Origin of the sequence: Sulfitobacter sp. 1A12157 (assembly GCF_043557345.1) — a bacterium.
GTDB lineage: Bacteria > Pseudomonadota > Alphaproteobacteria > Rhodobacterales > Rhodobacteraceae > Sulfitobacter.
In genome coordinates this window covers 156,013-175,227 of record NZ_JBIFFV010000009.1, presented here as the reverse complement: position 1 = coordinate 175,227, position 19,215 = coordinate 156,013, and the positions used below count along the sequence as shown (strand labels likewise).

The window sequence follows — 19,215 nt, the reverse complement described above, 5'->3', positions numbered from 1 at the left end:
CCTCTTAAATCAGGTGACGACAAAGCCGTGCGCGAAGGGGTCACGCTCGTCGATGAAGATGGTGTTAATGCCCGTTACCCGCGCCCAACCGGCGATGGAGGGGATGATCGCGGGGCTGCCCGCCACCTCTGCCGCCGCTTCGACACGGCCTTTGAACATGGAGCCAATGATGGATTCATGCACGAAATCATCGCCCACGGTCAGCTTTCCCTTGGCCGCCAGCTGCGCCATCCGCGCCGAGGTGCCAGTGCCGCAGGGCGAGCGGTCGATCGCCTTGTCACCGTAGAAAACCGCGTTGCGGGCGTGCGCCTCCGCCGCGCGGGGGGCACCGGTCCAGAGGATATGGCTCAGCCCGTTGATCGCGGGGTGTTCGGGGTGGATGAACTCATATTTCGCATTGAGCGCGGCACGGAGCTTTGGGCTCAGGCCGACCAGTTCGGAAACCGAGAAATCCGCCATATCGCGGAAGTTCTTCTGCGGCTCGACGATGGCGTAGAAATTGCCGCCATAGGCCACATCGACCACCACTTCGCCCAAACCCGCGACCTCCGCCGTCAGCCCTTCGGCGTGGAGGAAGGCGGGGACATTGGTCAGCCGCACCTCTTCGACGAAACGCCCCTCTTGCCGGTAGGTCACATCGACCCGCCCGGCAGGGGTTTCAAGGCGCAATTGGCCGGGGGTGGCGGGGGTGACCAGCCCATTTTCAAGCGCGATGGTGACGGTGCCGATGGTGCCGTGGCCGCACATCGGCAGGCAACCCGAGGTCTCAATGAACAGCACCGCGATGTCGCAATCATTTCGCGTCGGCGGATAAAGGATTGCGCCCGACATCTGGTCATGGCCGCGCGGCTCGAACATCAGACCGGTGCGGATCCAGTCGTAATCGGCCAGAAAATGCGCGCGCTTTTCCAGCATGTTCGCGCCCTTGAGCAGCGGCGCGCCGCCGGTGACGAGCCGTACCGGATTGCCGCAGGTATGGCCGTCGATACAGGGAAAGGTGTGTTGCGTCATGTCAGCCTCTAGAAACGGGCGGGAGAGAAGGGGGTCAGGTCGATGCCGGGGTCTTGACCGGTCATCAGGTCCGCAATGATGGCGGCGGTGCCCGCCGATTGGGTAAGGCCCAGATGCCCGTGGCCAAAGGCGCAGAACACATCCGGGCGGTTCGGCAGCGCGCCGATGGCGGGCAGGCTGTCGGGCAGCGAGGGGCGGAAACCCATCCACTGCGTGCCGCCCGAGGTATCGAGCCCCGGCAGAAAGCGGTTGGCCTTTTTCAGCATCGCATCGGCGCGGGCAAAGTTCGGCGGCAGGTCGAGCCCGCCGAGTTCCACCGCCCCGCCGACGCGCAGCCCATGGCCCACCTTGCTGATGACAAAGCCATGGCCGCCGAAAGTGATCTGGCGCTTCAGGTCGAAGGCACCACTGGGCAGGGTCGTGTTATAGCCGCGCTCGGTCTCCAGCGGGATTTTCGCGCCAGCGGTCCGCGCGAGGTGATGCGAATGCGCACCCGCAGCCAGCACCACGCGGCCCGGCATCCTGCCAGCGGCGGTCTCGACCCCGCCTGCGACGAGACGTTCGGCGCGGGTGATGGTGATCTCCCCGCCCCCTGCCCGGAAGCGCTCGGCCATCGCCAGAACATAGTCGCGCGGGTCCGAGATCGACTGCCATTCAGGCGTGAAGGTCGCGTGAGTGAAAGACGGCGCGAGACCGGGTTGATAGGCTGCGATCTCATCGCCCTTGAGATGCGTGAAGACGATCCCCGCCTCTTGGCGGGCCTGCCATCCGAGGAGCGATGCGCGAAACTCGGCCTCGCTTTCATAGACCTGCAACTGACCGTCGTGCCGCAGCATATGAGCCAGACCGGCCCGCTCCAGATGCGGGTTGAGCGCGGTTTGCGAAAGCTTCATCAGCGCCGTCTGCGCCACGGTCGAGGCCCGCAGCTGCGCGGGCCAGCTTGCTTTCCAGAACCGCCACATCCACGGGGCGATCCGCCCGGCATAGCGCGGCGGCACCGACAGCGGCCCCAGCGGATCAAGCAGCCATTTCGGCGCCTGCCGGATCATCCGGGGCGAGGCGAGCGGCAGGATCTCGGTAAAGGCAAAGGCGCCGGCGTTGCCCGCCGAGGCACCCGCCGCCGGGCCTTCTCGGTCGATCACCCGCACGGGCAGCCCGCGCGCCTGAAGCGCCAGCGCGATGGAAAGGCCCACCACGCCCGCGCCGACGACCGTCACCGGGGTTTGCTTCATTACCGCACGCTCGACAGGAATTGACGTGTCTCTTCTTGCTGCGGATCACCAAAGATCTGGTCCGGCGCGCCGATCTCGGCCATGACGCCCTTGTGAAAGAAGGCCACCCGGTCCGACACATCGCGTGCGAAACTCATCTCATGAGTGACACAGATCATCGTCATCCCTTCATCTGCCAGCAGTTTGAGTGTGTCCAGCACCTCGCCCACCAGTTGCGGGTCGAGCGCCGAGGTCACCTCGTCGAAGAGAATGTAATCGGGCGACATCGCCAATGCACGCGCAATCGCCATCCGCTGCTGCTGCCCGCCCGACAGGCGACTGGGGTAGACATTGAGCTTGTCGGCCAGACCGACATGCGAAAGCTGCTGCACGGCGATCTCTTCGGCAGCCTTGCGGGCCATGCCTTTGACCTTGCGCGGGGCCAGCGTGACATTCTCCAGCACCGTCAAATGCGGAAAGGCGTTGAACTGCTGGAACACGATGCCGATCTTGCGGCGCAGCTTGTTCAGGTCGGTGTCGCGGGCGTGAACCTCGGTCCCGTCGACAACGATGCGGCCACTGTCGATCGGCTCCAACCCGTTGATGCAGGTCAAGAGCGTCGATTTACCCGAACCCGAGCCGCCGATCACCGAGACGACCTCGCCCTTTTCTACGGTCAGGTCGATGCCCTTGAGCACCTGAAGCGCACCAAAGGATTTGTGGACGTTTTCAATCTCAATCATTTTCTTGCCACCTTTTTTCCAAGCGGCTGCCAAGCCGGGCAATGGGGAAACTGAGCGCGAAGTAGATCGCGCCGGTCACGAGCAGGATGAACATCGGCTCTTGCAGGCGTGTCACCAGAATTTGCGAGGCGCGCAGCAATTCGATGATGCCAAGCCACATCACCAGCGCGCTGTCTTTCATCACCCCAAGCGTCAGGCCGATCCAACTGGGCAGGCCAACCCGCAGCGCCATGGGAAAGACGATCTGCGTAAGATCCTGCCCCCACGTCATGCCGAGCGAGCGCGCCGCACGGCGGGTGACCGAAGGCACCGCCTCGATCGCGCCGCGCACGATTTCGGTGCAATAGGCCGAGGTATAAAGCGCCAGCACGATGCAGGAGGTCACGAAGGGCGAAATCCCCCAGCCCGCGATGGCCTGAAAGGCGTTGGCGAGGATCAGTTGGATCAACAGCGGGACCGAGCGGAAGATATCCAGCACGAAGGTCAGCGGCAGCGCCGCCCATGGACTGATCTGGCTGCGCAGCACCCCGAAGAACACCCCCAGCAGCGTGCCGCCCACCACCGCGAAGGCGGTGACCGACAGCGTCACCCCTGCGCCTTTGAGCATGAACATGAGGTCGTTGAAGGTCAGAGCCGTATCAAACATCTATTCTCTTCCTTCAGTAGCGAAACAGGCGGGCTGCAAGCAGCCGTGCGCCAAGCATCACGGTCTTGGCGATCACGTAGTAGATCACCGCCGCCAATGCGAAGAATTCAAAGGTTCGGAAGCTGCGCGCATTGAGGTCTTGCGTCACCCCGGCGAGATCCGAATTCAGCCCCACCGTGACACCCAAAGAGGTCATCAAAATCGCCCAGATCATCTGGTTCGTCGTCGGCAGGAACGAGATGCGGAACATCTGCGGCAGGATGATCAGGCGAAACGCCTTGGCCTGCCCCATGCCCAGTGACCGCCCGGCGCGCAGCTGGGTGCCCGGAATGGCACGCATCGCGCCGCGGAACGTCTCGCAAAGGTAGCCCGCGTTGTTAAAGGCGATCCCGGCCAGCAGCGCGGCATAGGGGCTGAGATAAATGCCGAAAGACCCAAGCCCGAAATGCGCCATGTAAATCTGAAACAGCGCCGGCGTGTTGCGCGCCACTTCGACCCAAGCGGTCGCAGGCGCGCGCAGCCAAGCCGATTTGGCATCCCGGCCCACTGCCAGCAGCACGGCGATGGCAATGCCGATGAGCATCGACAGGATCGATATTTGCAGCGTGACCAGCGCGCCTTCCAGCATCTCTGGTAAGGCGCGAAAGGCCTGTCGCCATTGAAAGGTATAGTTGCCCATCTCTTGCTCCGATCAGCGGTTATCGGCAGGGGGGCCGCAGGTCGCGGCCCCCGCATGTATCAGCGATAGGCTTTGGCGATGGTCAGATCCGGCGCCTCGCCGCCGACCCATTTGTCGAACAGTTCCTGATAACGGCCCGAGCGCACCTGCTGGTTCACGAAGAGGTCGAGATAGTTCAGCAGACCGTATTCCTGACGCAGGCCGATCAGACCGACATAGTCCACGTCAAAGGGCGCATCGCCCGCGATGGTCAGACCGTCGAACTTACCGCTCGCTACGATGGAGGAGGCCACGGTGGAGGTCACAACCGTCGCGTCGATCTGGCCTTGGGCCAGCGACAGGAAGACATCCGCTTGGCTTTGGTAAGAACGAAAGCTGCCCTCGTCCCATGCGTCCACCTGCTCTTCCAGCGCGATGGCCTCGAACGTGCCCGCGACGGAGCCCACGGTCTTGCCTTTAAGGCTTTCGAAACTGTCGACACCCGCGTCTTCGCGGGTCAGCACGACATTGGTGAAGGCGAAATAGGGCACCGAGAAACCAACTGTCTTGGCACGTTCCAGCGTGTCGGAAGTGGAGGCGACACCCACATCCGCACGGCCCGAGACGAGGGCGGGGATACGGTCGGGAAAGGGCGTCTCCACGATCTCGGCTTCGACACCGAGAGCGGCGGCCAGATCGTTGCAATAGTCCACGTCAAAGCCGACGGGCGTGTTGCTGTCATCGCGCGAGCCCATGGGCGGGAAGTCCAGCACCACGGCGCAGCGCAGCGTGCCCGAAGAAATGATGTCGTCCAGTTTGTCGGCCTGAGCGGCTGTGCCGATCACGGTCGCAGCCACGAGGCTCCCGGCGAGTTGCGTGAATTTCATAGGTATCTCCCTCTTAGGTTGGTCGCCCCCGACTCTCTCCCGACGGGGTGCGGGGTGGTATGAAGGAACAATGTCTTCATTTAAAATACAATATGTATTTTTAACTTTTACCGGCATGTCGACATATTTCTGTTGCATCACAGCCTTGCCAGCATGGTCGCGAAAGAACAGCCGATCGGGCTCCTCCCCTCGGCCAAACAAATACAGAAAAGCCGGGCGCGCGGCCCGGCTTCTGCGATCTTGGATTAGTCCGCCGCGTCTTTCGGCAGCAGCGCCTCGGGCAGGTTCTGATAGGACACGGGCCGCAGGAAACGGCGGATCGACAGGGTGCCCACGCTGGTCGCGCCGAAGTTGGTACTGGCCGGATACGGCCCGCCATGCACCATGGAATCCACCACCTCGACCCCTGTCGGGAAACCGTTGGCCAAAAGGCGGCCCGCCTTGCGTTCCAGCACCGGCATAAGGTCGCGCGCGGCGTCGACATCCGCCTCATCCATATGCAGGGTGATGGTCAATTGCCCGTCCAATTCCAAAGCCAGCGCGCGCATCTCTTCCAGCGAAGAGACCCGCACCACCAATCCGAGAGGGCCAAAGACCTCTTCATGCAGCGCGGGATTGGCCCTGAACGCGTCGCCCGTGGTTTCGAACAGGGCCGGCGCGGCGGTGCGGCCTTCGCTGTCGGCCAGATGCACCTGGCGCAGGCTTGGCGAGGATTTGAACTTGTCCCGGCCCGCGCAATAGGCCTTTGCAATGCCGTCCGTCAGCATGACCTGCGGGGCCACGTCTTGCAGCGCCGCGGCCGCGTTTTGCACGAAGGCATCGGCGCCCGGCCCGTCGATCACCACAGCGATGCCGGGATTGGTGCAGAACTGGCCCGCGCCCATGGTCAGCGATGCCGCCCAGCCCTTGCCAAGCTCTTCGGCCCGCGCCGCCATCGCGGCGGGCAGCATGAACATCGGGTTGACCGAGCCCAACTCGCCAAAGAAGGGGATCGGCTCTGGCCGCGCGGCGCAGAGGTCAAAAAGCGCACGTCCCCCGGCCAGCGAGCCGGTAAAGCCCACGGCCTTGATCCGCGGATGCTGTACCACGGCCTGCCCCACGGCGCGGTTGCCGCCTTGGATCAGCGAGAAGACCCCGCGCGGCATGCCGCAGCTTTCTACCGCCGCATGGATCGCTTCGGCCACGATCTCTCCGGTGCCGGGATGGGCGGAGTGGCCTTTGACGACGACCGGACAGCCTGCCGCCAACGCCGCCGCCGTGTCACCGCCTGCGACCGAAAAGGCCAGCGGGAAGTTCGACGCGCCAAAGACGGCCACGGGCCCGATGGGGCGTTGCAGCATGGTGATCGCCGGGCGCGGGGCGGGCTGGCGTTCGGGCATGGCGGCATCGAAACGGCGGTCGAGGTAGTCGCCCTTTTCGATATGCGCCGCGAAAAGGCGGAGCTGGCCCACGGTCCGGCCCCGCTCCCCTTCGAGTCGCGCTTCGGGCAGACCGCTTTCTTGGCTGCCGATCTCGGTGATCTCGGCCCCGCGGGCGTCGATCTCATCGGCGATGGCATTGAGGAATTTGGCGCGGGTCGACCGGCTGGAATAGCCATAGTCCCAAAACGCCGCTTCGGCGGCTTCGCAGGCTTGATCGACCAATTCCACCGTACCGACCGAAAAGTCACGCGCAGGCCCATGGGCCGGGCTGGAGCTAAAGCGGTCATCCGTGGCGATCCATTCGCCAGCGATCATGTGTTTGCCATGAGGGGTAAAGGCCATCCAACTATCCTTTCATGCGGGCCGCGGCCCGGTGTCAGCTTGCGTCTCTCCGTCATTGCATACATGATGTATGCATGAATGCAACCCAAGCCCCGCGAGGTTTCAGATGGCCGACACAACCCTCTCCCATGACGACCTGACCGTGATGGTCATTCGGATTTTCCAAGGCGCGGGCCTGTCGGCGCTGAATGCCGGCGCGCTCGCGCGGGTGATCGTCGCGGGCGAAGGCGATGCCTGCAAATCCCACGGCATCTACCGGATCGAAGGCTGCCTGCGCACGATCAAGGCGGGCAAGGTGGTGCCCGACGCCGTGCCACGGGTGCATCATGACGACAGCGCCGTGGTGCGCGTGAACGCGGGCGGCGGGTTCTCCAATGCCGCTTTCGAGGCGGGCGCGCCGGTGCTGGCCGAGCGGTGCCGCACCACCGGGATCGCCGCCATGGTGATCAACGATTGCACCCATTTCGCCGCCCTCTGGCCCGAGATCGAGGCGCTGACCGACATGGGCCTTGCCGCCATGGCCATGTGCCCCAGCTATGCCAGCGTCGCCCCTTCTGGCGGCAGCGACCCCTTGATGGGAACCAACCCCTTCGCCTTTGGCTGGCCCCGGGAAGCGGGCAACCCTTACGTTTTCGATTTCGCCACCAGCGTCGCCGCGCGGGGGGAGATCGAATTGCACCGCCGCGCGGGCACGCCCCTGCCCGAAGGCTGGGCCATCGCCCCCGATGGCAGCCCGACAACCGACCCCGAAACCGCCCTCGCCGGGGCCATGCTGCCCTTCGGCGGCCACAAGGGCTCGGCCATCTCGACCATGATCGAATTGCTCGCCGGGGTGATGATCGGTGACCTGACCAGCCCTGAAGCGCGCGATGCCTTGGGCGCGCTCACCCTCGCGCCCGCCCATGGCGAATTGATCATCGCCTTCGACCCCAAGGCGTTTGCCGCAGACCGCCCCGGCGATCCCTTCGCGCGGGCGGAAACCCTCTTTGACGCGATCACCGACCAAGGCGCGCGGCTGCCCTCGCAGCGCCGGTTCAGGGCACGGGCCAAGACGCGGGCCGAGGGCATCCCCCTGACGGATGCCGAGATGCGCAGTCTTGAGCGTTTGCTGGCAGAAGGGCTCGACGCCGTTTGATGCGTTTCGCGCTCCGGCCCGGGGTCGGGGCGCGCCCACCCTAAAGGCGATTGTCACAAAAAAGCGGCGATCCCACGGAATTCAAGGCAAAATTTTGTGCAGGCCCATCTGCACGGCGCGGCCATCGGCGGTTTTCCGCGCTGCTCTGCAGCATTCCGCTGAAAGTTGTAAAATCAAGTTTCCAGCACGCGCGAAAAGATTAGATAGGGGAAAATTGCACACTCTTAACGTGTCTCCCGAGGTATTGTTTTGCCGAATTCCCGACCCGCACGACCTAATAATCTGCGACCCGACAACCTGAAGCGACGTCAGTTTCTAACCCTCTCTGCCGCGTCCTTTGCCGCTGCCCTGATGCCGCAGTACAGCCATGCGCAAGAGGTGCCTGACGCCTCTTTCACCTTCGACAAACTCGTCGAAGACATGCGGCAGTTGGCGCAGACATCCTATGCCGCGCCGAAGCCCGTCGAAGGCTTTCTAGCCGATCTTGATTACGACGCCTACCAACGCATACGGTTCCGGCCCGAGCAGGCCCGTTGGCAGGAAAAAGGCGTGGCCTTCAGGCTGCACGCCTTCCACCCCGGCTGGCTGTTCAAGGAAGCGGTGAAGATCAACGAAGTCCGGGGCGACGCGGTGGAGCCGATGGGCTTTACCACCGCCGATTTCGAGTATGACGACGGAGAACTCGCCAAGTCGGTCCCCCCCAATGCCGGGATGCCGGGCGTCGCCGGTTTCCGACTGCACACCCCGCTCAACCGTCCCGATATCTTCGATGAATTGATCGTCTTCCAAGGGGCGAGCTATTTCCGCGCCTTGGGCAAGGACACGCTCTATGGGCTGAGCGCGCGGGGTTTGGCCGTCAACACCGGCCTGCCCGAAGGCGAGGAATTCCCCCGCTTCCGCGAGGTTTGGCTGCGCCGCCCCGAACCGGGCGACGACAGTGCCACGATCTATGCCGCGCTCGACAGCCCCTCGGTGACCGGGGCCTATCAATTCGTGATCACACCGGGCGAAGATACCACCGTCGACGTCACCATGCGGCTCTTTCTGCGCGAAGACATCAAACAGCTTGGCATTGCGCCGCTGACCTCGATGTTTTTGCACAATGGCGCGGACAAAGGCAATTTCGACGATTTCCGCCCCGCGGTGCATGACAGCGAAGTCTTGGTGCTGAACACAGGCAAGGACACCACCCTCTGCCGCCCGCTGAACAATCCGCCGCGTTTGGCGAGTTCTTATTTCGGGGCGCAAAGCCCGCGGTCTTTCGGGCTGGCGCAGCGCAACCGGGACTTTGAGCATTACCTCGACGCGCAGGCCCATTACGAACGCCGCCCCTCGCTGATGATCGAACCCATGGGTGATTGGGGCAAAGGCACACTGCGGCTGGTCGAGATACCTTCGGATTTGGAGGGCAATGACAACATCGTGGCCTATTGGATCCCCGAAGGGGAGACCCGTGCGGGCGATGAACTGGCTTATGGCTACCGCATGCATTGGGGGATGACCCCGCCGGGCGCAACACCGCAGACCCTTGGCCGCGTGGTGCGGCTGCGCGCGGGCCATGGCGGGGTGGCGGGTGTTGAGGCAGACACCGAGGCCCGCAAATTCGTCATCGACTTCGCCGGCGGGCAGCTCAGCGACATGCCAAGCGACGCCAAGCTCGAACCCGTCACCAGCGCACAGAACGGCGAGATCGTGGAGGCGATCCTGAGCCGGGTGGATGGCAGAAACGAATGGCGGCTGGTGTTGGAACTGCGCGCCGAGCCTGACGCCATCGTCGAGATCAAGGCAGTTCTATCGGGATATGACCGCAATCTGACAGAGACATGGGTGTACCAATGGATCAACGCATGACCCTTCAAGACGCGACAACCCCCACTTCCGCAATGGCTGGCGAGGCCGAGAATTGGATGCCGCCCGCCGCCCCGCTTGCGATGCCAAGGCAAAGCTTGGAACGGCGCGGCCATCTGGCCGGGCTGGCCGACCTTGCGCGGGAATTTCTGCTGCGGCGTAAGGCCTGAGCACCATGACACCCCAGCACAGGCAGATCGCGGCGGATGGCCCGACCCGTTTTGCACGGGCGGTCGCCCTGATGTTGTCACTCGGGTGTGCGGCGCTTGCCTCGGCCCTTTTGGCCGAGGCCGCGGCGCGGAACGGCTTCAGCGGCTGGGATGGCCTCCGCGCCCTGCTCGTTTTCGCCACCACCGCTTGGCTGGCCTGGGGGGCGTCGCTGGCGCTGATCGGGCTCTTCGGCGGCAGATCAACGCCGCCCCGCCCCGCGCTTGAGGCACCCCAGCCGCGCACGGTGATCGCGGTGCCGATCTGCAACGAAGACCCGCTCACCACCTTCGCCCGCATCGCCGCCATCGACCGTTCCGTCGCCCGAGCCGGGGTTACGGCGGATTTCGTCGTTCTGTCGGACACCCGCGATGATGCGCTGGCCGGGAAAGAGCAATTTGCCTTCGCCCGCCTGCTGCGGGAGACCGAGGGCCAAGGCCGCATTTTCTACCGCAGACGGCAGGACAATGCGGGCCGCAAGGCGGGCAATATCGAAGAGTTCATTCGCAGCCATGGCGCAGCCTATGACTTTGCGGTGATCCTCGACGCCGACAGCCTGATGGAGGGCGAGACGATCCGCGCCATGATCGCCCGGATGCAGGCCGATCCGCAGCTGGGGCTTTTGCAGACCCTGCCCAAGATCATCGGCGCGCGGTCATTCTTTGGCCGCGCCCTGCAGTTCGCCGCGTGGTTCCACGGGCCGATTTTCACCCGCAGCCTTGCCCGGATGCAAGGGGCGACGGGGCCGTTTTGGGGCCATAACGCGATTATCCGTGTGCGCGCCTTTGCCGAAAGCTGTGGCCTGCCCGAGCTTTCCGGCCCGCCGCCCTTGGGCGGTCATATCCTGAGTCACGATTATGTCGAAGCGGCCTTGCTCGCCCGCGCCGGTTGGAAGGTAGAAGTGGATGAAACTTTGGGCGGCTCCTTTGAGGAGGGCCCCGAGAACGTCCTCTCCTTCGCGCGGCGCGAGCGGCGCTGGTGCCAAGGCAACCTGCAACATGCGCGGCTGATCTTTGCGCCCGGCTTGGCGGGGTGGAGCCGCTTTGTCTTTTTGCAGAACGTGACCGCCTATGTCGTCTCGCTTCTCTGGGCGGCCTTCCTGATCACCTCGGCGGTCAGCACGCTCTATGCGCCGCCGCCTGAGTATTTCCCCGGCCCCTACCAGCTTTTCCCCGTCTTCCCCGATACCAGCACGCGCGAGATCACGCTGCTGGCCTTGGGAGTATTGGGACTGCTTGTGGTGCCAAAGCTGCTGATCCTGATCCATGCGCTTCTGACCGACCGAGCGCGCGACTTTGGCCGCGCTCTGCGGATGGCGCTGTCGGTGCTGACCGAGATCGTGCTGACCACGCTTCTGGCCCCTTTGATGCTGCTCTATCATAGCCGCGCGGTGATGCAGGTCCTCTCGGGCCAAGACGGCGGCTGGCCCGCCAACCAACGCAACGAGGGCCAGTTGAGCTTGGCCGATGGCTGGGCGGCGGGCCGGTGGATCGTGTTCATCGGTGCGGCGATCATCGCGGCGGTGCAGTGGATCGCGCCCGATCTGACCGTTTGGCTGCTGCCCGTGGCGGTCCCGATGCTGCTGGCCCCGCTGCTCATCGCCTGGACCTCTCGCCCCCTGCCCCGCAGTCTTTTCGCCGTGCCCGAGGATGCCGCGCCGCTCGATGTTGTCGCGGCATACGACAGTATCTGCGATGTCTGGCGGCTGACGTGGAATGACGAACATCTCATGCCAGACCCCAAAACGGCGGAGCTGACCAATGCCACTGCCTAACACCGGCCTGTCGCCTGCGGCACGGGCTGTGGGCGCGGCTCCCAAATCCGCCCGCGATCCGCGCATCGACCTGTTTCGCGGGCTGGCGCTGGTGATGATTTTCATCAACCACGTGCCGGGCAACCCCTATGAGACGCTGACCATCCGCAACCTCGGTTTCGCCGACGCGGCGGAGGCGTTCTTTCTTATGTCCGGTATCGCCGCGGGCTTGGCCTATACACCGCGTTTCATCGCGCGAGACCGGGTGCGCCACGGCCTTTGGCGCGCCATCGCACCGCTGTGGAGGCGGGCGTGGTCGCTCTATGTGGTGCAAATCCTTCTTTCGGCAGTGGCCTTGGGCATCTTCGCCGCCGCCTTCCAGATCACCGCAGAGGCCCCGTTCCTGACCAAGATCAACATGCGTCAGGTCTTTCAAAACCCCACCCAAAGCGTGATCGGCATTCCGCTTTTGACGCATCAATTCGGCTATGTGAACATCCTGCCTGCCTATTCCGTCCTGCTGATCTGTGCCCCGGCGGCGATTATGCTGGGGCTGCGTTGGCCGCGCCTGCTTCTTGTGCTGTCGCTGTTGCTCTGGTTGCTGACCGGTGTCTTTCGGCTGAACCTGCCGAACTACCCCAACCCGGGCGGCTGGTTCTTCAATCCTTTCGCATGGCAGGCGATCTTTGTCTGCGGGCTGCTGGTGGGTCTGAGTCAACGGCAGGGCTATCGGTTTTTCCCGCGGTCGAAGGCTCTGTTTTGGCTCTCTGTCGCCGTCCTGCTGGGCGTTCTCGCATGGCGCTATGTGCCGGGTTTGGGCAAGTTCCTGAACCTGCAAATGCATCATCTGCGCGAGGCTGGCGTGCCCTTCAACATCACCTCGCATGACAAGACCTATCTTTCCGCCCCGCGGTTCATCCATATTTTGGTCTTGGGATATTTCCTGTCGCAATTGCAGAGCGTTACCCGCCTGTCGGCCCATGCCATGGCCAGCCCTATGCGGCTGATCGGTCGGCATGGTCTGCTGATCTTTGCCAGCGGCACCGTTCTGGCACTGGTCTGTCAGGTCATGATGATGGCACAGCCCAAGGCGCTGTGGATGCCTTGGGTCTTGCCGGTCGCCGGCACATTGGCGCTCTACGCCATCGCGCGGGCTGCGGAGGCATCGCGGCGGGTGCTAAACGCACCGGCTGACCCCAAACCCGCACCCGCGCCGCTTGAAGCATCAACCGCCGAAGCCGCCCCGTAGCCTTTACGAACGCCGGTCGTCGCCCCGCCCCCATTTGCGCCAAGCCAGCCATGCAAGCCCCAGCCCGCCCGCGATCAGCGCCATGTGACGTGGGCGGATGCCGCGCCCGGTGGTCGTGGCCTCCCCCGGATGGTAGCGCGGGTCGAGCAGGCGGGTATCTGCAAGAAAACCACCGACGACAGTCTCGCTGCCCCGAAACACCGCCCGCAGACCGCGGCCCTTCCTGCGATTGAGGGTTTCGATGGTGCCGATCATCGACTTCTTTTCATCCATCACCTCGGCCACATGGTCAGGCGACAGGCCGAGGTGTTCGGCAATCAGCCGGGTTCTGAACCCTTCGATCACCTTTGCGGGGCGTTCGATCGCGACATCGCATTCGGTATCAAACCCCATGGAGCGGTTGTTGAGGTTGCTGGAGCCGAGGCGCAAAAGGTGATCGTCGATGATCATGATCTTCGCATGAACATAGATCGGCTCCCCCTCCTCGGTGACGGGGAAATAGATGCGAAAGCGGTTTTGGTGATCGGCGCGTTTCAGGTCTTCCACAAGCCGCTCACGCAGCACATGCATGGCGTCATCTTCCAGCTGGGATTCCGCATCTCGCGGGTTGATGATGACGATCTCAGGCCCGTCCTCTTCGGCCAACCGGGCTTTAAGCGCATCGCAGACCGAAGCGGCTGCGAAATACTGCGATTCAATATAGATATAGTCACGCGCCGATTGGATCCCCGCGATATAGAGACGTTCGATCTCATTGATCAGCGGCTCTTCGTCGAAAGGCGGCTCGGTCCGGGCGATGCCCACCTCAACCCCTTCGGCATCAATCGGCAGGTCTTGGGGCCATTCGGACATCGGCGCATCTTCGGGCCGCGCGATCTCATCCCCCGTGGCGCGGAACCAACGCCGACGCGAAAGCTCACCCAAAGCCGTGGCGGCAGGGCCGGACATGGCCGAGGTCGCATCATGCCAAGGGTCGGACGGCGTGCCATCCTTGCGCAGGCGGCGCGGGTCGTGCGGCAGGTGGTCAGGCGTGTCCCAGCGGTCTTCGGTCGCGTCGATACCGCCGCAAAAGGCCAGAGCATCGTCGGCCACGACGATCTTTTGATGGTGGCAAGCGCCAAAAGGGTGGTGGCCGTCTAGCGCGAAGTGAATCCGGTCGCCGCCAAAAAGGCTCAGCGCCAGCGAGGGCAGCAGACGCCCCGGCGCGGCCAGCACGGCGCCATTCCATTTGAGCAGATAGACATTCAGTTCCGGCCTCCGCTCCACCACCGCCTCGACAAAAGCGCCAAGCTGGTTGGGAAACCCATCGGGCGCATTGCCGTCTTCGTCACTTTCGCCGGGCAGCATCTCAAGCTCGAAATCGAAATCCCAGCCGATCAGCATCAACTGCTGCCGCGCCCCGAGGAAAATCTCACGCAAGACCCGGAAATAATCCGCAGCATCGACGATGAGGCCGAACCGATCGGCCCGGGCGATGCGCCATGTGGTTTTGTCATTGAACAGGCTTTGGCCGTTGGCCGCTTGCGCGTGGTTCGTCTTAGCCAGTTCCAAATCGCCCTGCACGTTTTGTCCCTCTCTCTTCGATCCTACAGGGCTAAACGCCCATTCCCGCGCGAAGTTGCATCAATGCCCAAATATCGGATGGGCTCAGACCGGCTGCGCTTGGGACAATTCGGCCTGAAGCCGGGCTTCTTCGGCGGCTTTGGGCGTGGTGAACCGCGCCAGCAGGAAATAGGCGACCGGGGTGAGATAGAGGGTCGAAAGCGTGGCCATGCCAAGCCCCCCAACGATCACCCAGCCAAGCGCCTCGCGCGCCTCGGCCCCCGCGCCCGCCGAGAGGATCAGCGGCACACCGCCCAAGACGGTCGAGGTCATCGTCATCATCACCGGACGCAGGCGGATGGTGGAGGCGCCAAAGATCGCCTCGTGGATATCCGCCCCCTGATCGCGCAATTGGTTGGCAAACTCGACGATCAGAATGCCGTTCTTGGCCATGATCCCGATCAGCATGACCAGCCCAATCTGACTGTAGACGTTGAGGCTCTGCCCCGTCATCAGCAGCGCAAAGATCGCGCAGGCCAGCCCCAAGGGCACCGTGGCCATCACCACAATGGCAGAGATGAAGCTTTCGAACTGCGCGGCAAGGACAAGGAAAACCACGAGGATCGCAAAGCCGAAGGTCACGAGAAGCCCCGAACTGGTTTGATCCAACGCCGCGGCCTCGGCCAGCGGCACGATCAGGTTTTCATCGTCCAACACCTTCTGCCCGACCGCGCGCACCTGTTCCAATGCATCGCCCAGCGACAGGCCCGACGTCAGCCCGGCGGAAATCTCGACCGAGCGGTTCTGCCCTTCGCGGTCCAACTCGGGCGCGACGGCGCGCTCTTCAAGGGTCACGAAACTGGCCAGCGAAATCATCTGCCCGTTGCCCGATTGGACAAAGACGTTCTCAAGGTCGCGCGGGTCGTTCACCGGGTCCGAGGTCGACAGCATCTGCACGCCATAGCTGGTATCGTCGATAAAGACCGATGCCACCTCGCGCCCGTCGAGCATGGCCTGCAAAGCCTGCCCCAGCCCGGTGATGTCGACGCCCAAGTCAGCGGCCAGCGTCCGATCGATTTGCACGAAAAGCTGCGGCTGCGTGCGTTCATATTCCAGCCGCACCTGTCCCATTGCGGGGTTCGTGCTCAGCAGGTCCACCATCGCTTGCGCGACTTGGGACAGTTGCTCGTAATTATTGCCGGTGATGGCGAAGGACAGCCCCCGCCCCGCGCCGCGAATCCCGAGGGAGTTCGGCTGAATCGCAAAGGCCCGCACGCCCACGATACCGCCCAGCTTGCCGTTGATCTCGCCTACAATCTCATCTTGACTGCGCACGCGGTCTTCCCAACCGGCGAGCGTGAAGACCATGAAACCCCGATTGTCCGCGCCAAACCCGGTGATGGAAAAGATATTTGTCACCTCTCCGGTCTCTTGCAGTGGGGTGATCAGGTCTTCGATCTCGCGCATCTTGCTTTGGGTATAATCGAGCGAGACGCCCTGCGGGGCCGTCACGCTCAGCAGCGCCACGGCGCGATCTTCGCGCGGGGTCAACTCTTGCCGGATCTCGCCGGAGACCAGCACCGCAGTCAGCGCGACGAAGGCCGCGATCAGCACTACAACATAGGGCATCGCCAGCGCCCATCTGAGGGTCGCCGCATAGGCGCGGTACAGCAGGTTGCCAAGCCAGACGACGGGGCCGCGCGGGTTCTCCGCTGCGGGTTTGGTCAGCAGGCGGCTGGCGAGTACCGGACAAAGGCTAAGCGCCACGACCGAGGACAGCATCACCGCGATGGCGAGGGTGAAACCAAACTCCCGAAACAGCCCGCCCGCCTGTCCGGGCAGGAACGACAGCGGCACGAAAACCGCCGCCAGCGTGGCCGTGGTGGTGACGACCGCAAAGAACACCTGCGACGTGCCCAGCACCGCCGCCGCGCGCGGCCCCATGCCCGCCGCCCGTTGGCGCACGATATTCTCCAGCACCACAATCGCGTCATCCACGACCATCCCGGTGGCCAGAACCAGCGCCAAAAGGGTCAGGATGTTGATCGAAAAGCCCACCAGATAGATCGCCGCCAAAGTGCCGATCAGCGCCACGGGCAGGGTCAGCGCCGGGATCAGCGTGGCGCGGAAATCGCGCAGGAAGACAAAAATCACCGCCACCACGATGCCCACAGCAAAGGCCAGCGTCGAGAGCACCTCGCGGATCGAGCCCGAGATAAAGGTCGCATCGTCCGAGGTCACGAAAATCCGCACGTCCTCGGGCAGGGTCTCGTTCAACTCCCCCACCACGGCGCGCACATCGCGCGAGATCTCAAGCGTGTTCGACGTGGCCTGCCGGATGATGCCAATGCCGAGGCCCAATTGCCCATTGGCACGCAGGATCGTCTCCCCCTCGGCGGGGCCGAGCGTGACGCTGGCGACATCGCCGAGCCGCACGTTCTGCTTGATCTCCATCGCCTCGAACGCCTGTGTGGTGACGACGCTGGCCGTGGTGCGCACGTTGATCGACTGGCGGTCGCCCGCCAGATCGCCCGCGGGCGCGTCATAGGCCACATCGGCCAAGGCGCGCTGAATGTCGCCTAGGGTGAGGCCCCGGCTCGCCAGTTCCAACTGGTCGATATCGACGCGGAAAAAAGGCTCACGGTCGCCGTAGATCTGCAAATCCGCCACGCCGTTGACCGAGATCAGCCGGTCTTCGGCGCGGTCCTGCACCAGTTTGGTGAGCTCCTCTGGCGAGCGACCCATGGAAGTCACGGCGATGCGCATCACCGGCTGGGCATTGGCATCGGCCTTGACGATCTGCGGCTGGTCGGCCCCGTCGGGCAATTGGTTCACGATCCGCGCCACCGCATCGCGCACATCGGTCGCGGCCACGTCGATATCGGTGCTGTCGTTGAACTCCAAGGTGACCCGGCTACGGCCAAACCGCGAGTTCGATGAAATTGCCCGCACGCCCGAGACCCGCCCCACGGCGCCTTCGATTCGCCCCGTCAGCTCCTGATCCACGGATTCCGGGGAGGCGCCCGCAAAGGACGTGGTGACCGTGACCACGGGCCGGTCGACATTGGGCAGTTCCCGCACCTCCGCGCCGAAAAGCGCGGCGATGCCTGCCAAAACGATCAGCGCGTTCAGCACGAAGGCGAGGATCGGGCGGCGCACAAAAAGCGCGGTGCCCGAGGCGGTGCTCGCGGGCGGCGTGGCGTCCTCGGTCGGGGCGGCGCTCATAGGGTTGTCTTCTCAGCCGGGGCGGCATCTGATTGCACGCGGCCCGCCTGGTTGACCTCGCGCACCTCGCCGCCTTCGCGCAGAGTTTGCACGCCTTCGGTCACCACCACATCATCGGCGGTCAGGTCGTCCGACAGGACGAGCACGGAATTGCTGTTGCGCTGCGCGATCTCCACCGCGACCTGATGCGCCTTGCCCTCCCGTACGGTCCAGACAAACGGCCCGTCCGAGGACCATTGCACCGCCAACGGCGGGATCGCCAGAAACGGATCGCCGACAAAGGTCAGGCTGACCGAGAAGGCCATGCCCGCGCGCAGCTGGTCGCTTTCATTCGGCACCCGGCCCTGCACCAAAAGCGTGCGGCTGGCGCGGTCGATCACGCTGTCGATGGCGCTGACTTCGCCCATTAGGGTCAAATCGCGCATGCCAAGCGGGGTGACGGTGATTTCCTTGCCCAATGAGAGCTTGCTCACCACCCGTTCAGGCACGCGGAAATCGATCAGGATCTCGCTGCGGTCGGTGATGGTGGCGAGTTGATCCTGCGCATTGACGCGGTCGCCTTCTTCAATATCGGTGATCCCCACCCAACCCGAGATCGGCGCGAGAACGCGGCGTTGCGACAAATCGAACTGCGCTTGGCTGAGGGCCAGTTCCGCGCTTTGCAGGGCCAGTTCCGTCTCGCGCAGGCGCACTTCGCTGACCGCGCCGGTGTTTTGCAGCCGCTCTACGCGGTCTTGCTCGGTCCGGGCGTTTTCAAGCTGAAGTTCGGCCTGTTTCAGGGCGATCTGCTCGGCCTCATTCTCCAACAGGGCCACAACGGTGCCTGCTTCGATCAACTGCCCGGCGGGCAGGTTAAGATCGGTGATGACCCCCACGGCGTTGGAGCGCAGCGTTACCGACCGGCGCGCCCGCCCGTCGCCGATGGCGGTGATCCGGTCGGCCAAAGTCTCTTCGCTGACCGGAGCGGTGACGACCAGCGATGGCCCGCCGCCGCCCCAACCCCGGCCAGAGGACTGTGGCGCCTCCGCGACCTCCTCAATCCCCAGTAGATCGAGCAAGCCGGTCTCGGCCACATAGGGGCGGGAGGCGGGGACATAGGTTAACATCGCGTAGAGACCCGCAACGAGAACCAGCAGAAATACGAAAAATTGGCGCAGGGCTTTCACGGGGGATGCGCTTTCAAAATATGTTACGAGGCGCATAATTGAGCATCGGCCCCAAAAAGGCACCTCAATTCTGCTTGATCAATGGCAGGGCATTCCCCGAAGGGGCCGCTGGCTGTTAGCACTATGGCGCGGAAGCCTGCCCGGTGGAAGGGCAATGGGGTTGATTACTAG

15 protein-coding genes are annotated in these 19,215 nt (G+C 63.8%); 5 read left to right on the top strand and 10 right to left on the bottom strand.

The genetic code is table 11. The features are described from left to right. Positions 1 to 9: 9 nt before the first annotated feature. The 7 genes from ACGYLC_RS15465 to ACGYLC_RS15435 all read right to left on the bottom strand — a co-directional run bounded on the left by ACGYLC_RS15465 (position 10) and on the right by ACGYLC_RS15435 (position 6,919). The gene (locus tag ACGYLC_RS15465; protein ID WP_394423720.1) at positions 10 to 1,011 is read right to left on the bottom strand and encodes a 4-hydroxyproline epimerase; all 1,002 of its coding nucleotides are present in this window, start codon (positions 1,009 to 1,011) and stop codon (positions 10 to 12) included. Positions 1,012 to 1,019: 8 nt separating this feature from the next. Further along, positions 1,020 to 2,243 (bottom strand): NAD(P)/FAD-dependent oxidoreductase, encoded by a 1,224-nt coding sequence (locus tag ACGYLC_RS15460; RefSeq protein ID WP_394423718.1) that lies wholly within the window; start codon positions 2,241 to 2,243, stop codon positions 1,020 to 1,022. Further along, complete coding sequence (locus ACGYLC_RS15455) at positions 2,243 to 2,965, bottom strand: amino acid ABC transporter ATP-binding protein (protein ID WP_394423716.1); 723 nt, start codon at positions 2,963 to 2,965, stop codon at positions 2,243 to 2,245. Before ACGYLC_RS15455 ends, ACGYLC_RS15460 begins: the two co-directional genes overlap by 1 nt. Then, entirely contained in the window at positions 2,958 to 3,611 is a 654-nt protein-coding gene (locus ACGYLC_RS15450; protein WP_120352372.1) for an amino acid ABC transporter permease, read from the bottom strand. Before ACGYLC_RS15450 ends, ACGYLC_RS15455 begins: the two co-directional genes overlap by 8 nt. Positions 3,612 to 3,624: 13 nt before the next feature. Then, on the bottom strand, positions 3,625 to 4,290 hold the full coding sequence (locus tag ACGYLC_RS15445; RefSeq protein WP_067260891.1) for an amino acid ABC transporter permease: 666 nt from the start codon (positions 4,288 to 4,290) through the stop codon (positions 3,625 to 3,627). A 59-nt stretch (positions 4,291 to 4,349) separates the two neighbouring features. Beyond that, a complete protein-coding gene (locus tag ACGYLC_RS15440) occupies positions 4,350 to 5,156 on the bottom strand; it encodes a transporter substrate-binding domain-containing protein (protein WP_067260893.1) in 807 nt (268 codons plus the stop codon). Between the two features lie 245 nt (positions 5,157 to 5,401). Continuing rightward, entirely contained in the window at positions 5,402 to 6,919 is a 1,518-nt protein-coding gene (locus tag ACGYLC_RS15435) for an aldehyde dehydrogenase (NADP(+)) (RefSeq protein ID WP_394423715.1), read from the bottom strand. A 106-nt stretch (positions 6,920 to 7,025) separates the two neighbouring features. On the opposite strand from ACGYLC_RS15435, the gene ACGYLC_RS15430 reads away from it, so the two are divergent. The 5 genes from ACGYLC_RS15430 (at position 7,026) to ACGYLC_RS15410 (ending at position 13,111) form a co-directional block, all read left to right on the top strand. Beyond that, positions 7,026 to 8,054 carry an Ldh family oxidoreductase gene (locus tag ACGYLC_RS15430; protein ID WP_394423713.1) on the top strand — a complete coding sequence of 343 codons (1,029 nt, stop codon included), beginning with the start codon at positions 7,026 to 7,028 and terminating at the stop codon, positions 8,052 to 8,054. 351 nt (positions 8,055 to 8,405) lie between these two features. After that, a complete protein-coding gene (locus tag ACGYLC_RS15425) occupies positions 8,406 to 9,905 on the top strand; it encodes a glucan biosynthesis protein (protein ID WP_394423711.1) in 1,500 nt (499 codons plus the stop codon). Then, positions 9,902 to 10,072 (top strand): hypothetical protein, encoded by a 171-nt coding sequence (locus ACGYLC_RS15420; RefSeq protein WP_394400963.1) that lies wholly within the window; start codon positions 9,902 to 9,904, stop codon positions 10,070 to 10,072. The genes ACGYLC_RS15425 and ACGYLC_RS15420 overlap by 4 nt, the downstream gene beginning before the upstream one ends. A 5-nt stretch (positions 10,073 to 10,077) precedes the next feature. Next, positions 10,078 to 11,883 (top strand): glucans biosynthesis glucosyltransferase MdoH, encoded by a 1,806-nt coding sequence (mdoH, locus tag ACGYLC_RS15415; protein WP_394423710.1) that lies wholly within the window; start codon positions 10,078 to 10,080, stop codon positions 11,881 to 11,883. Continuing rightward, positions 11,870 to 13,111, top strand: coding sequence for an OpgC family protein (locus ACGYLC_RS15410; RefSeq protein WP_394423708.1), 1,242 nt, complete (start codon positions 11,870 to 11,872; stop codon positions 13,109 to 13,111). The genes mdoH and ACGYLC_RS15410 overlap by 14 nt, the downstream gene beginning before the upstream one ends. Positions 13,112 to 13,114: 3 nt before the next feature. On the opposite strand, the gene ACGYLC_RS15405 is transcribed toward ACGYLC_RS15410, so the two are convergent. From ACGYLC_RS15405 to ACGYLC_RS15395, 3 genes are all read right to left on the bottom strand, one after another. Further along, positions 13,115 to 14,674, bottom strand: a complete 1,560-nt coding sequence (locus ACGYLC_RS15405) for a phospholipase D-like domain-containing protein (RefSeq protein ID WP_394423706.1) — start codon at positions 14,672 to 14,674, stop codon at positions 13,115 to 13,117. A gap of 84 nt (positions 14,675 to 14,758) precedes the next feature. After that, positions 14,759 to 17,878 (bottom strand): efflux RND transporter permease subunit, encoded by a 3,120-nt coding sequence (locus tag ACGYLC_RS15400; protein ID WP_394423704.1) that lies wholly within the window; start codon positions 17,876 to 17,878, stop codon positions 14,759 to 14,761. Next, entirely contained in the window at positions 17,875 to 18,984 is a 1,110-nt protein-coding gene (locus ACGYLC_RS15395; RefSeq protein WP_394423703.1) for an efflux RND transporter periplasmic adaptor subunit, read from the bottom strand. Before ACGYLC_RS15395 ends, ACGYLC_RS15400 begins: the two co-directional genes overlap by 4 nt. Positions 18,985 to 19,215: the final 231 nt, after the last annotated feature.